This window comes from Staphylococcus simulans (assembly GCF_025561465.1).
In the GTDB taxonomy this organism is placed as follows: Bacteria; Bacillota; Bacilli; order Staphylococcales; family Staphylococcaceae; genus Staphylococcus; species Staphylococcus simulans.
Window position 1 is genome coordinate 97288 of sequence record NZ_CP095100.1, and the last position, 13017, is coordinate 110304.

Annotated in this window: 15 protein-coding genes; 9 read left to right on the top strand and 6 right to left on the bottom strand. The window is 35.9% G+C overall.

Annotated elements, in window-relative coordinates:
• Nucleotides 1–150: 150 nt before the first annotated feature.
• Nucleotides 151–960: a MurR/RpiR family transcriptional regulator gene (locus tag MUA87_RS00415; protein ID WP_023014827.1), complete on the top strand. Its 810-nt coding sequence runs from the start codon at nt 151–153 to the stop codon at nt 958–960.
• 96 nt (nt 961–1056) lie between these two features.
• Here the strand turns inward: MUA87_RS00415 and MUA87_RS00420 are convergent, their stop codons facing one another.
• Nucleotides 1057–1923, bottom strand: a complete 867-nt coding sequence (locus MUA87_RS00420; protein WP_023014826.1) for an ROK family protein — start codon at nt 1921–1923, stop codon at nt 1057–1059.
• 246 nt (nt 1924–2169) lie between these two features.
• Here MUA87_RS00420 and MUA87_RS00425 point away from each other — a divergent pair, with 246 nt between their 5' ends.
• Together MUA87_RS00425 and MUA87_RS00430 are read left to right on the top strand one after the other, a co-directional pair.
• Complete coding sequence (locus MUA87_RS00425; protein ID WP_002480218.1) at nt 2170–3051, top strand: N-acetylneuraminate lyase; 882 nt, start codon at nt 2170–2172, stop codon at nt 3049–3051.
• A 31-nt stretch (nt 3052–3082) separates the two neighbouring features.
• Nucleotides 3083–4609 (top strand): sodium:solute symporter family protein, encoded by a 1527-nt coding sequence (locus tag MUA87_RS00430; RefSeq protein WP_002480217.1) that lies wholly within the window; start codon nt 3083–3085, stop codon nt 4607–4609.
• Nucleotides 4610–4703: 94 nt separating this feature from the next.
• On the opposite strand, the gene merA is transcribed toward MUA87_RS00430, so the two are convergent.
• On the bottom strand, nt 4704–6029 hold the full coding sequence (gene merA / locus MUA87_RS00435) for a hypothiocyanous acid reductase MerA (protein ID WP_002480216.1): 1326 nt from the start codon (nt 6027–6029) through the stop codon (nt 4704–4706).
• Between the two features lie 19 nt (nt 6030–6048).
• Nucleotides 6049–6468: a redox-sensitive transcriptional regulator HypR gene (gene hypR, locus MUA87_RS00440; RefSeq protein WP_262551018.1), complete on the bottom strand. Its 420-nt coding sequence runs from the start codon at nt 6466–6468 to the stop codon at nt 6049–6051.
• Between the two features lie 215 nt (nt 6469–6683).
• Here hypR and MUA87_RS00445 point away from each other — a divergent pair, with 215 nt between their 5' ends.
• Nucleotides 6684–7544, top strand: coding sequence for a WYL domain-containing transcriptional regulator (locus MUA87_RS00445; protein WP_061055037.1), 861 nt, complete (start codon nt 6684–6686; stop codon nt 7542–7544).
• 184 nt (nt 7545–7728) lie between these two features.
• Nucleotides 7729–8040 carry a TM2 domain-containing protein gene (locus MUA87_RS00450; protein ID WP_002480213.1) on the top strand — a complete coding sequence of 104 codons (312 nt, stop codon included), beginning with the start codon at nt 7729–7731 and terminating at the stop codon, nt 8038–8040.
• A gap of 134 nt (nt 8041–8174) precedes the next feature.
• On the opposite strand, the gene MUA87_RS00455 is transcribed toward MUA87_RS00450, so the two are convergent.
• Nucleotides 8175–8525: a MerR family transcriptional regulator gene (locus tag MUA87_RS00455; RefSeq protein WP_107539843.1), complete on the bottom strand. Its 351-nt coding sequence runs from the start codon at nt 8523–8525 to the stop codon at nt 8175–8177.
• A gap of 71 nt (nt 8526–8596) precedes the next feature.
• Here MUA87_RS00455 and MUA87_RS00460 point away from each other — a divergent pair, with 71 nt between their 5' ends.
• Nucleotides 8597–9217: a nitroreductase family protein gene (locus tag MUA87_RS00460; protein WP_070625539.1), complete on the top strand. Its 621-nt coding sequence runs from the start codon at nt 8597–8599 to the stop codon at nt 9215–9217.
• A gap of 104 nt (nt 9218–9321) precedes the next feature.
• Here MUA87_RS00460 and MUA87_RS00465 read toward each other — a convergent pair whose 3' ends face one another.
• Both MUA87_RS00465 and MUA87_RS00470 read right to left on the bottom strand, forming a co-directional pair.
• The gene (locus MUA87_RS00465) at nt 9322–9555 is read right to left on the bottom strand and encodes a hypothetical protein (protein WP_002480210.1); all 234 of its coding nucleotides are present in this window, start codon (nt 9553–9555) and stop codon (nt 9322–9324) included.
• A 147-nt stretch (nt 9556–9702) separates the two neighbouring features.
• Nucleotides 9703–10251 (bottom strand): TetR/AcrR family transcriptional regulator, encoded by a 549-nt coding sequence (locus MUA87_RS00470; RefSeq protein ID WP_002480209.1) that lies wholly within the window; start codon nt 10249–10251, stop codon nt 9703–9705.
• A gap of 154 nt (nt 10252–10405) precedes the next feature.
• On the opposite strand from MUA87_RS00470, the gene MUA87_RS00475 reads away from it, so the two are divergent.
• The 3 genes from MUA87_RS00475 to MUA87_RS00485 all read left to right on the top strand — a co-directional run bounded on the left by MUA87_RS00475 (nt 10406) and on the right by MUA87_RS00485 (nt 12706).
• On the top strand, nt 10406–11428 hold the full coding sequence (locus MUA87_RS00475) for a zinc-binding dehydrogenase (RefSeq protein WP_262551019.1): 1023 nt from the start codon (nt 10406–10408) through the stop codon (nt 11426–11428).
• Nucleotides 11429–11543: 115 nt separating this feature from the next.
• Nucleotides 11544–12350, top strand: a complete 807-nt coding sequence (locus MUA87_RS00480) for a metallophosphoesterase (protein ID WP_126497860.1) — start codon at nt 11544–11546, stop codon at nt 12348–12350.
• A gap of 14 nt (nt 12351–12364) precedes the next feature.
• On the top strand, nt 12365–12706 hold the full coding sequence (locus MUA87_RS00485; protein ID WP_070625545.1) for a hypothetical protein: 342 nt from the start codon (nt 12365–12367) through the stop codon (nt 12704–12706).
• The last annotated feature ends 311 nt before the right edge of the window (nt 12707–13017 follow it).

Consider the following 13017-nt stretch of genomic DNA (forward strand, 5'->3'; position numbering starts at 1 on the left):
TTAATTTGTAAATATAGTAGTTCAAAGGTTGTCGGTTAAGTTACTCATATCATAACACGATGAAATTTATATTCAATTCTTTACTATCATTTGAAAAAGATTTTCATATATAATAGAGTAAATGTAATACCTTAAGGGGAGTGAAGAGGCATGAAGTTTGAAAATCGTGTTCAACGTAGCCGCCATTTACTGACTAAAATGGATAAGAAGATTATTGAGTTTATCCGTACCAATGAATTAGATGATCGTTTCTCAACGATTAATTCTTTAGCACATGCGATAGGCACCTCTCCGGCTACTATTACTAGATTTAGTAATAAGTTGGAATATCATAATTTCCAAGATATGAAATTCAATTTACAACATGAAAAATCAGAGAAAGTTGTGGAGAATGCACCTTTAGTTCAATTGATACACCGTTATCATCAAAATATTATTCAACAAACGGGAGAGTTTATCTCAGAAGAGAAGATTAAACGGTTTGCGCATTACTTAAAGACCAGCAGACAAGTCAGTTATGCAGGACTAGGAAGTTCTGGCTTAACTGCGAGTGAGTTTTATTACCGTACGATGCGTATGGGTATTCGAGGTAATGTCTCAACGGATGCGCATCAAATGAAAATTTCAGCTTCATTGTTATCTTCACAAGATATGTTTGTCGGTATTTCTAATAGCGGTGAAACTCAAGAATTGGCAGATGCGGCTAAGATTGCACATGAACAAGGTGCCTTTGTGGCTGTGGTCACTAATTATAAAGGCAGTCTGATTACGAAACATGCAGACTTAGTTTTGATTACTTCTGCGAAGTCGAACGTCAATGATGCACGCTTTATTAATACACAAACTGCGACTACATTCTTGATGGACATAATCTGTTACTTATTATTGAACAATGATTATATGAATCAACTTTATCAACGTACACGTCGCACAGTATTAGAGAAAGGCGAAGACAAGTAAGGCTAACGGTTGTCTGCAGTAAGACATACGGAACACTAAATAAACCGCGTACTATCAAGGGTTTTAAGACCTTCTGAGATAGTGCGCGGTTTTTCTTTAACCTTCGGTAATTGCGCCAAATAACGCAGCGTGATTTTCAGTTTTTGTTGTTTGGATAGGTGCGTGTCCATAGTTTGGTGGCAAGAATTGATTGATTTTAGGTTCAATGTATTGGATAAGATTTTCACCTTGTGAAGAGATACCGCCGCCGATTAAAATCAAGCCTGGATCATAAATGATTTGAATTTGAGCGATGCCTTCAGCGACATAAGTTGCCCATTCTTCTAAGATAGCTTGTGCCTGTTTATCATTTGTTTGTGCAAGTTCAAATAACTTCGGTACGTCAGTACCATATTGAAAATCTCGTTCTTGCATCAAAGCTTTGAGGGCTGACGTTGAAGCACGTTGTTCAAACGTTTTTTGATCAGTGTCTCGATATAATAAATAGCCGATTTCATTCGCACGATAACGTGCACCACCATAAACACCTAATTGTTGATTATAAAATGCACCGCCGATGCCTGTGCCTAAAGTTAAACAAAAAATATTATCCTCTTCATAATCATTGAGTGATAATTCTCCAAGTAGGGCTGCATCCACATCATTGTGTACGGTCATTGATGAATATAAGTCTTTTAAAGAACGACGAAAATTCGTACCATCAAAGTTTTTAATAGTTGGACCAGTATAAACAATTTCTCCTAATTCTGAATCGACAACACCTGCACTGGAAATGCCGATATGGGGTTTATCTAGCTTATGTTTGGTGATAAGTTCATGTGCTAATTGATACACTTCATCGATAATCAGTGTCTGCACATTATCGGGTGTTGAGATTTTCTTATAATCTTTAATTTCTTGATTTTCATTGATGAGGGCTGCCTTGATGTTTGTGCCTCCGATATCTATTGCGATCTGGTTCATAAGATGATTCCTCCTCTGCTTCCACTTCATTATATATAGAGCATACTTCAACTAGGAAGTGTAAATCCAATTTTGAAAATTATTTTCATTATTTTGTCCATATTTTGTTACAATCTTTCAAAACCAGTTGTGTAGGGTTATGATAGCGTTTACAATTGAAAGTGTAAATATAGTATAAACAAGGGACATTGTTGGATGTTTAGGATAGCCATTGTGCTATTAATACTTAACTTGGAGGATTTAGATATGGAAGAAAAATTAAAAGGCTTATATGCTGCGTTACTTGTTCCATTTGATGAACAAGGACAAGTGAAAGAAGAAGGCCTCAAACAAATAGCGAGAAACGCGATTGAACATGAAAAATTAGACGGTTTATATGTCAATGGCAGCTCTGGTGAAAACTTCTTAATCAACACAGAACAGAAAAAACAAATCTTCAGACTTGCGAAAGAAGCAGTCGGCGATGATGTGAAATTAATCGCACAAGTAGGCTCATTAGATTTAAATGAAGCGATTGAATTAGGTAAATACGCGACTGAACTTGGTTATGATGCCATTTCAGCAGTAACACCTTTCTATTATCCTTTCTCATTCGAAGAGATTAAACAATATTACTTCGATTTAATCGAAGCAACTCAAAATAATATGATTATTTATGCGATTCCTGATTTAACAGGTGTCAACATCAGTATCGAACAATTCGGTGAGTTGTTCAATCACGAGAAAATTGTTGGTGTGAAATATACTGCGCCAAACTTCTTCTTATTAGAACGTATCAGAAAAGCATATCCAGACAAACTGATCTTATCAGGGTTTGATGAAATGTTAGTTCAAGCTGCGATTTCAGGCGTGGATGGTGCCATCGGTTCTACTTATAATGTGAACGGTGTGCGTGCACGTCAAATCTTCGATTTAGCTAAAGAAGGCAAAATTGATGAAGCTTACCAAATTCAACATGATACAAATGACATTATTGAAGGTGTTTTAAGCATGGGCTTATACCCAACACTTAAAGAGATCTTAAAATCACGTGGTATCGACGGCGGTGTGCCGAAACGTCCATTTGCGCCTTTCAATGAATCAAACAGAGAAGCGTTAAATAATCTTATTGATAAATACAACTTGTAATACCGACATAATACGTTAAGGGGTGTTGTTTATGCAACAAGTGGGTTTTGGCACATGGAACTGGGTAGCGGTCATTACCTATCTAGTAGTCATGTTAATAATTGGAGCGTACTTTACTAAGCGCGCAGGTCAAAGCACAGATAGTTTCTTTACAGCCAGTGGACGCCTTCCTTCGTGGGCCATCGGTTTCTCAATCTATGCAACGACGTTAAGTGCGATTACATTTATGTCTACACCAGAAAAAGCATTTTTAACTGACTGGTCGTATATCGCAGGGAATATCGCGATTGTCGCAATTATCCCGGCTTTAATCGCATTCTACGTACCGTTTTTCAAGAAGCTTCGCGTAACGTCAGCTTACGAATATCTTGAAGCACGTTTCGGACCAAGTGTCCGTGTTCTCGGTTCATTACTCTTCGTAGTGTTCCACTTAGGTCGTATCGCAATCGTTATTTACTTACCGACACTTGCGATTACAGCCGTTACTGACATTAATCCTTATTTAGTCGCAAGTTTAGTAGGGATTTTATGTATTCTTTATACTTTCCTCGGCGGTTTCGAAGGGGTGGTATGGAGTGACTTTATCCAAGGTGTTATCCTTTTAGGCGGTGCCCTCATGATTATCGTAATTGGTGCGATGGAAATCAAAGGCGGTTTCGGCACAATTCTTCATGATGCATTAGCTGAGAAAAAGTTATTGAGTGTCGATAACTGGAAGTTGAATACAACAGCGGCAGCCTTGCCGATCATCTTCCTAGGAAACATCTTTAACAACTTACATCAATATACAGCCAGTCAAGATGTAGTACAACGTTATCAAGCATCAGACTCTATTGATGAAACGAAAAAATCATTATGGATTAACGGTTTATTAGCGTTAATCTCAGCGCCGATCTTCTATGGTATGGGTACAATGATGTATTCATTCTATGAACACGAAGCAGCGTTACCACAAGATTTCAACACGTCTTCAGTGGTACCATTCTTTATCTTGACTCAAATGCCGCCATTTGTAGGTGGATTATTAATCGCAGCTATCTTTGCGGCAGCGCAATCTACGATTTCTTCAAGTTTGAACTCGATTTCTGCGTGTATTTCTGAAGATATTAAAGATCGTTTCTTCAGTAAAGGTACAGATAAAGGCAACGTTCGCTTTGCACGTTGGACAATCATTATCGCAGGTTTATTAAGCTATGGTATTGCGATTTACTTAATCGCTGCGGATTCTAACAACTTATGGGATTTATTCTTATTAGTTACTGGATTATTCGGTGTACCTTTAGCAGGTATCTTTGCGGTTGGTATCTTCACAAAACGTGCGAATACATTCGGTGTCTTAGTCGGATTATTCACAGGTGTTATTGTCGCTTACCTATTAAAAGGTATCGGTGGCGCGAACTCACCATTCTATGTATCAATTATTTCATTCTTCATCGCATTCTTATTCGGATACATTGTGAGTCTGTTCGTACCTGCTAAATATACGAAAGATATTACAGGTTTAACAATTTACGACAAAGATAAACCATCTACGTATATTTCCAAAACAAGACAATAAGCTGAAACAATCAAATAGATAAACAAAACAACCTTATATAAACATAAAAAAGTGATGCGTACACAAAGTATGCATCACTTTCTTTCGTTATAACTTAAACTTGAAAGATATTATTAAAGGCTTCAGCCATTGTAGGGTGTGTATAAATATTGTTGGCTAATACTTCTGCTGGGATGTTTTGATCAATCGCTAGTTTAACAAGGTTGATAATTTCCTCAGAGTTACGACAATACAGTGTCGCACCAAGTACTAAACCTGATTGTGCATCTATGACTGCTTTCAACATACCACGTGCATCATTATTTACTTTATGACGTGGGATATTCTTAACCGCAAGATTTGTTTCGTGTACTTCATAACCTGCAGCTTGTGCTTCATCTTTAGTCATACCGACACGAGAGAAAGGTGGGTTAATGAACATAGAATATGGTACCACGCCGCGATTTTCTGTCGTACGTTTACCTTCACCAAAGATATTGTCTTTAATAATTCTGAAGTCATCGAGTGAGATATATGTGAATTGTAAGCCACCAGTAACGTCACCTGCTGCATAAATGTTTGGTACAGCTGTTTGTAGGTGTTCGTTAACTTCTATTTCACCGCGTTTGCCGACTTCGATATCTGTATGGTCTAAACCAAGGTCTGAAGTATTTGGATGACGACCTGTCGCAAGTAAAACAGCATCTGCTTCAAATTCGCCTTGTGATGTATGCACAATTGTACTGCGTTCTTGATCTTCAAAGCGTTGTGTTTCTACATTATAGACAATGTTCACACCATCTTGAATCAAATCTTCTTCAATAAGTTCAACAATTTCACGGTCTTCTTTTGGCAACAATGTATCGTGATGTACAAACATTGTCACTTTAACGCCGAAGCGTGCGAAGAGTGACGCAAATTCTAATGCGATATAACCTGCACCGACAATCACTAAATGTTCAGGTTTAAATGGTAAGTCCATAATTCCTGCAGAATCATAAAGGTGTTTTGAGTCTCCAATACCTTCTATGTTTGGGATAACCGGTGTAGAACCTGTATTGATTAAAATATCTTCAGCAGTTAAGACATCTAATTCTTGTCCTGCTTCATCTAATAATACGATTTCTTTATTAGATTTAAATTGCGCTGTAGCATTAATCACATCAATCCCTGGTGTATCTGCCAACATGTGATAGTTTTTGTTGTTTAATGCGTCTACAACTTCACGTTTACGATCAAACGCACTCGCAAAAGAACTGCCTTCTAAACTATCATGTATTAATGTTTTTGACGGAATACATCCGACGTTGATACATGTACCGCCATACATTTTCTGATCTTTCTCTATCATTGCGACGGCTTTACCTTCACTCGCCGCAAACTTAGCTAACGTTTTACCTGCTTTACCAAATCCAATAATCACTAAATCATAATGTGTCATGAAATCTTCCTCCAAATTCTTAAATTGCTGTTAATGTTTCACGTAAAACTTCTTCAATTGTGAAACCACGATAATACTGCATCAGCAGTTCGTGTTCCTTCGCATGATGTTTAGCCATAGTATTCCCGATTTTTCGAGAAATCTCACAATGACTGGCAGAATTTCCTGTAAAAAGACGACCTTGTGTCCGTTCAGCAGTAAATAATTGAAACAAATCTGCTAAATCAGCTTTGGCTGTTTTAACATTAGCTTGATAGCCACCATATTTACCGCGAACTGTATCAATATAGCCTTGTTCCATTAACTTTCCTGTCACACGCCGTAATTGTACGGGATTAATACAAACTAACTCAGACAAAGCTTTACTTGAGAAACGTTCATCTGCATGTTTCGTTAAGAAAGCCAGCACATGTACCGCAATATTAAATTCTAAGTTCACCGTGTTCACCTTCTTAATGTAACTATTATAATTACATTTAACAATATTTTGAGAGAAAAATAAACAGTTTTGCTCATAATGGTTTATCAATGGGGTAAGACAGGTAATTATTCATAATAATAAAGTGAGTTATTTGATAAATAACATAGAAGATTGTGTAATGGACAAAGATTGTCCACTTATAACTGTATATTGAACTGTAGGAGATGGTAAACATGGATAAATCAACAAGAGTCTTGAATATCTTCACACGTTTGTTGAATGGGGAAACAGTTAGAAAATCAGATCTCTCTGATTTTGGGAATGTAAGTACGAAGTCGATTCAAAGGGATATTAGAACGATTAATGATTTTTTCTATGAAAGTGAATATTGGAATAATAGAAATACTGAGGTAGTACATAAAAAGGGCGGCTATGAATTAATCACGCATTCTAACAGTTTAAGCGGTTTAGCACTGTTAGGGCTTATGGTAAAAATTAAAAGCTTAACACCTATCTTGCATGTAGATGTGTATAACTTATTCAGAAGAGAAATACAGGGCATGCGTATTGAAGATAGAAAAGTTTTAAGTGAAATGTTGGATCATTTCAATAACCGGGATGAAACATTTCCAGGTGAAACTCTAATGTTAATCGAAAAAGCGATTAGTCAAAAATACTTAGTATGGATGAAATTCAAAGGACGTAATATTGAAGTGAAACCATTATCAACGATGTACATGCATTATGACTATTGGTTTACTTATGAATATGAAAAAACAGTTTATACCGAGCGCGTCCGCCTGATTGAAAATTTTATGGTTTCCAATCATAAGTTTGATGAAGTCAAAAGCAAAGAACTCGTCACGGTTGAAATTGATGAATCGAAAATGGCATTGTTCCGCCAACAATATAAGATTGTTGAGGTACTAGACCGTACGCAGGACGGAAAAATCATAGTGAAAGTCGCTTGTACGGAATTAGATGCATACTATATTGCTTATCAAATGGCACCTTTAGCACGTATTTTAGAACCTCAAAAGTACATTGATAGTTTTATTGAGCGTATTAATCAAATCAAAAGTTGCTATGAGTAAACAAAAACAAAGGTAAGTAAACGGTAAGCAAGAAAGTTAAATAAAATGAAGATTTAAAAGTTATTATTTTGGAAAAACAAAAAAATTGCATTACTGGACAATAATTGACCACCTAGATGTGTATAGTAAGATTTATTAAGTTTTTATTAGGATTGATTGAAGTATACAGAAAGGTGGAACATTGATGAATTTACAAGAGAAAAGTTTTATTGAATCACAAATCGCAAGCAAAGCAAAACAACCTGCGATTGCTTATGTATTATGGTTTTTCTTTGGAAGCTTAGGAGGACACCGTTTCTATTTCGGTAAAACGGGATCAGCTATTGGGATGATTGCATTAACATTATTAACAGCTTGGTTTACATTTGGTATTCCAACGTTGATTTGGGTGATTGTGGATGCGTTCTTAATTCCAGGTTGGGTTGAAGCAGATAAAACAAGAGTAAGAAGAGAAGCAGAGAACGAAATACAATTGATGCAAGGTAGCCATTCATAAGTTATCTTTTATGGACAAGACAGCTACATAAAAGAAAAAAATAGAGTTAATAGACAAATGCCCCCTTACACACGGTAGAGTGAGGGGGTGTTTTTATATAAGTATGCTTGAAGAAAGATTCCATACTTGAATAACTAAATTGTTTTTTTAGTGCGATGTAATCTTTCTTCAATGACATCAATACGCATTTCGATAATATCTTTTTCTGCTTTAAGTACTTTAAGGTGTGCTTCTAAAACATCTGAAATCTGTGCTTTATTCTCGTTAAGTTGTTCAACGTAATACTTAATTTTCTTGAGTGGCATATTGAGTAAACTTAAGCATTGAATTAAGCTGATAATTTCTATGTCTGTTTCAGAATATACACGTTGATTATTTGCATTTCTTTCAATATTCAACAATAAACCATGCTTTTCATAATAACGCAATTTACTCTTAGAGATATGTTTCATCTCAGAAACTTCTTGAATGGAGTACTTTTTCAAACAAATCACTTCCCTTAAACCATAGTTTAACCTGTAGTCTATTGTATAGAAAATATATATGAGGTGAAAGTATGGAAAACTTTACTGATATTCTAAATAGTAGAAAGTCTGTAAAAGGGTTCGATCCGGAGTTTAAAATTTCAAAAGAAGAAATGAATGAGATATTGGAAAAAGCTGCGACAGCACCTTCTTCAGTGAATATGCAGCCATGGAGAGTTGCTGTGGTTGAAAGTGATGAAGCTAAAGCGAAATTAAGACCACTCGTTCAATTCAATACGAACCAGAACGACACATCCTCTGCGATGCTCGTTATCTTTGGCGACTTGCAATGCTATGAGAATGCAGAATATATCTATGATAGTGCAGTTGAAAAAGGTATGATGCCACAAGAAGTCAGAGACCAAATCCTGCCACTCGCAAAGAACGGTTATAAAAGTTTAACGCGAGAACAAATGAGTGACATTGTCAAAATCGATAGTAGTTTAATGGCTATGCAATTGATGTTAATTGCGAAACAACATGGTTATGATACGAATCCGATTGGTGGATTTGAAGCAGATCAAATTGGTGAAGTCCTAGGTTATCCATTAGAACGTTATGTACCTGTAATGATCATCGCAATTGGTAAACAAGCTAAAGCACCACGTGATTCATTTAGAATGCCAAATGAAAAATTTGTTGAGTTCCAATAAGAAGTATAAGCTGTCAGTGTAAAAACTGGCAGTTTTTTTGTTATGTATGATCTATATAAAAGGAAGCGGATCAACCATTGGTCGATCCATTGCTTCCCATCATGCTATGTTCGTAAGACATGATGAACAGTTGCAACGAAGACATCTTTTGAATAAAAGTGCCTTTTATTGCCTCTGGGAGAGAAAGGCTTGATAACACCATCCTCTATCCACTCTTCGAGCAGACCTTGAGGATAGCCAGCCTCCACCAATTCGTCTTCGTCAGTAATAAGTTGATCCCAAGCGAAATTAATATCCTCAAGATCTACTGCACTATCAGAAGCTTCAAATTGTTCCACTATATCACCCTTTCTGCATCGATATAAGTATGGATTATAGGGCTTAGCGGAAGAGGCCTGTTTGCACAAATCTCTCCAATATACGGATACCCATTTTTATTATTATTAATTTGAAAATAACCTTTTCATTTAAAATTCTACTTATAATTATATTGTTTTAGTTTTGAAATAAGGTTTGACTAGTGTGGCTATTTCTTCAACTTTAGTTGTATAATCCTCATCATTTTTAGTAACTGATTCAATAACAATACCTAAAACTGCACTCGTTAAGAAAACTAAGATAGTTTGAACTGAGATGTTGTGCATTTGTAAGTAAGCATGATTAAGTTTAGGCTCTACTAGTTCAGTAATGACAGAACCTAGTCGTGTAAGAAATAGATTAGAGACTGGACTTTTATAAAGTTTTATAAAAACAACCTTATTTTTATGAATAAAGTTAAAGCCATTCAGTATGCCTTGTTTGAAGTTTTCAGGCGTACTTTCTGAAGCGGCTTGGCGCATTGCTTGGGTATAGTCATTCATAATTTCATCTATTACTTCAAATTTGTCTGAAAAATGATTGTAGAATGTACGTCTACTAATACTTGTTTGTTCGCAAATCATAGTTACAGTGATGGTTTCAAAGGAGTGTGTATCTAAGAGGCCTAATAAAGTAGATTTAATTTGTTCCATTGTATACTTTGTTCTTTTATCCATGTTTATCCTCTTTCTGCACAAATTGTATATAAGTGTGCAGAACTTTCGAGTAAAGTTCTGCTTTAGAATTCATTCCTTCATATAACCAGTCTATAGTTGAGATTACAAGTTTTCATTATAACGTAATTTCAAAAGAAAAAGGGAGGAATTCATAATGAAAGCAGCCGTTTGGTATGGCGAAAAAGATATTAGAGTTCAAGAGAGACAATTAAAAGAACTGAGCAGTGATGATGTCAAAGTGAAAGTGGCTTGGGCAGGTATTTGCGGTTCAGACTTGCACGCTTATTTGCATCCAGACTCAGTACCGATGGAGAGAGGAACTGTGCTTGGACATGAATTTTCAGGTGTAGTAGAAGAAGTAGGTTCAGATGTTACAGAGCTTAAAAAAGGCGATCGTGTTTGTATTTATCCGATGATGTTCGAAGATCAAGAGAATGCATTATATGAACGCTTTGTTACTTTAGATGCGGTTGGTGCACAGATTGATGGAGGATTTGCTGAATATACAATCATTCCACAGAATTCTGTATTCAAAGTACCAGAAGAGTTATCATTAGAACGAGCAGCATTGGTAGAGCCGGCATCTGTTGCGTATCAAGCTGTTAAAGATGCTGGAATTGAAGAAGGAGATATTGTGACTGTCTATGGTGCTGGGCCAATCGGTCTCTTCTCTATTGCGGCCGCAAAAGCACAAGGCGCAAAGCAAGTAATCGCAATTGATATTGCTGAAGAACGTTTGAAAATAGCTGAAGCAATGGGTGCAGATACAACGATTGATTCTACAAAAACAAATCCAGTAGAGACCATTAGAAAAATGTATCCAGAAGGTGCAGATGTAAGTATAGAAGCAGCCGGTGTGGCAGATACATTTACACAATCTATTCAATCTACACGTGTAAGAGGCACAGTCATGATTGTAAGTTTCCACACGCAAAGTTTAGAATTCAACGTACCGCAAAACTTATTGTTTACGGGCGTAAATATTATGGGTTCTGTTGGATATGGTAATGACACATACAATCAAGTTATGAATGAATTAGCTTCCGGTGCATTAGCGTCAGAACCTATCATTACTAGCAAAATTACTTTAGACCATATTAAAGAAGATGGTTTTGAAAAATTGATTCAAGATAAGTCGCAAGAAAAAATCTTAATCCAACTCAATACGATAGACTAAGTTCCTATTTATATAGTAGTAAGTTCAAAGGAGGATGAGCATGTAATGCTTGTGCTCCTTTTTAATTAGTCTAAAATAATACATAAACGTTCAATAAAGAGGAAGGATCAAACAAATGAAAATAGGAGTCATTTCAGATTTACATATCGATCGCCCTTCTGATTATACTGAAGCACAATATACAGAACATTTATCGCAGCTTGTTAAACAAGAACAATTAGATTTGTTAGTGATTGCTGGAGATATTTCGAATGATCATCAACAATCATATATCTTCATCCAACAAATGGAAGTATTAACAGGTATAGATGTACGTTTTATTCCGGGCAATCATGATTATTGGTCAACAGATGGTACGTCTACACAAGTGATTCATGATTTCTTTATGAGTAAGCCGGAACAATTGATGGGCAATCCTTACATTATTAATGATGAATGGGCAATTGTCGGAAATAGCGGTTGGTATGACTATAGTTATGCAAATCCTAAATATAGTCTGGATTATTTAGAGCGCAGACGCTTTAAAGGTGCAACGTGGCAAGATAAAGTCCATGTTGATTGGGGAATGCCAGATAGAGAAGTGTCTCGTAAAGCAGCTGAACTGGCAGAAGCGGATATGAAAAAGGTTCAAGGTAGAAATATTATTTTGATTACACATGTGGTGACGGACCCTAGTTTTAAAGTGCCAATGCCGCATCGTATTTTTGATTACTTCAACGCATTTATCGGAACTTCTGATTTTATGAAGTTATATCAAGACTATCCCATACGCTATAGTTTGATGGGACATGTTCATTTCAGAGGAAGTATCACAAAGGATAATATCCATTATAGTTGTGTTTCATTAGGCTACTTCAGAGAGTGGCGGACAAAAGATATTGATAAAGAAATGCGTCATGCATTACAGGTGATAGAAATATAAAGGAGATTATCATCATGAATGAACTGTTCGGTTTCATATGGAACATTTTAAAAATCATTGTGTTTGGTGTTTATTTTATAGTAGCAGTTGGAGCAATGCTGAAGTTGTATCTGAAATTGATAGATTTTTATAAGACGCATTTAAGTCGAGTGTTTCTTGGAAGAGAAAATAGTGATAGTACAAGATGGTTGGTTTTAATTATTTCTATTACTTTAGCGTTTCTTTCCTTTATCTTAATGACATATATTATTGCGAAAGTTATAGGTAATGGCGTACTTTTCCTATTCTTTTTAGCTGGTTTGTATTTTGTATTTCGATATTATCAACAAAGTAAAGAAAACAATAAGAGTATGTAGTTAGTGTGATGGAGGGTGGAAGAGAAGCGGTTTTGAAATTGAAAATGTAAGGAAAACCCAGGGGTTATAAGGCTTTTGCGCACAAGAATCATTATTAAAATATCCGGAAATCAAGGGTTTCAAACATTTCAATTTAGTAATAAAGAGATAACAAGGGAAAAGAAGAACGACGTTTTAACCCCGTCTTCACAGTACTTACAAGGTAGTAATATTTCAGTAACTATATTACATGCAAAATACATTTGTTTACAAAACAATTATACGCCTTTATTTAGTGTACTTCCCGTGTTACCTTTAGTCTTGTAATTTTG

What these genes read in the sequence shown, in the direction of transcription:
- MUA87_RS00415 (WP_023014827.1), top strand. Translation starts at nt 151, where the DNA reads ATGAAGTTTGAAAATCGTGTTCAACGTAGCCGCCATTTACTGACTAAA.
- MUA87_RS00420 (WP_023014826.1), bottom strand. Translation starts at nt 1,923, where the DNA reads ATGAACCAGATCGCAATAGATATCGGAGGCACAAACATCAAGGCAGCC.
- MUA87_RS00425 (WP_002480218.1), top strand. Translation starts at nt 2,170, where the DNA reads ATGGAAGAAAAATTAAAAGGCTTATATGCTGCGTTACTTGTTCCATTT.
- MUA87_RS00430 (WP_002480217.1), top strand. Translation starts at nt 3,083, where the DNA reads ATGCAACAAGTGGGTTTTGGCACATGGAACTGGGTAGCGGTCATTACC.
- merA (WP_002480216.1), bottom strand. Translation starts at nt 6,029, where the DNA reads ATGACACATTATGATTTAGTGATTATTGGATTTGGTAAAGCAGGTAAA.
- MUA87_RS00445 (WP_061055037.1), top strand. Translation starts at nt 6,684, where the DNA reads ATGGATAAATCAACAAGAGTCTTGAATATCTTCACACGTTTGTTGAAT.
- MUA87_RS00450 (WP_002480213.1), top strand. Translation starts at nt 7,729, where the DNA reads ATGAATTTACAAGAGAAAAGTTTTATTGAATCACAAATCGCAAGCAAA.
- MUA87_RS00460 (WP_070625539.1), top strand. Translation starts at nt 8,597, where the DNA reads ATGGAAAACTTTACTGATATTCTAAATAGTAGAAAGTCTGTAAAAGGG.
- MUA87_RS00470 (WP_002480209.1), bottom strand. Translation starts at nt 10,251, where the DNA reads ATGGATAAAAGAACAAAGTATACAATGGAACAAATTAAATCTACTTTA.
- MUA87_RS00475 (WP_262551019.1), top strand. Translation starts at nt 10,406, where the DNA reads ATGAAAGCAGCCGTTTGGTATGGCGAAAAAGATATTAGAGTTCAAGAG.
- MUA87_RS00480 (WP_126497860.1), top strand. Translation starts at nt 11,544, where the DNA reads ATGAAAATAGGAGTCATTTCAGATTTACATATCGATCGCCCTTCTGAT.
- MUA87_RS00485 (WP_070625545.1), top strand. Translation starts at nt 12,365, where the DNA reads ATGAATGAACTGTTCGGTTTCATATGGAACATTTTAAAAATCATTGTG.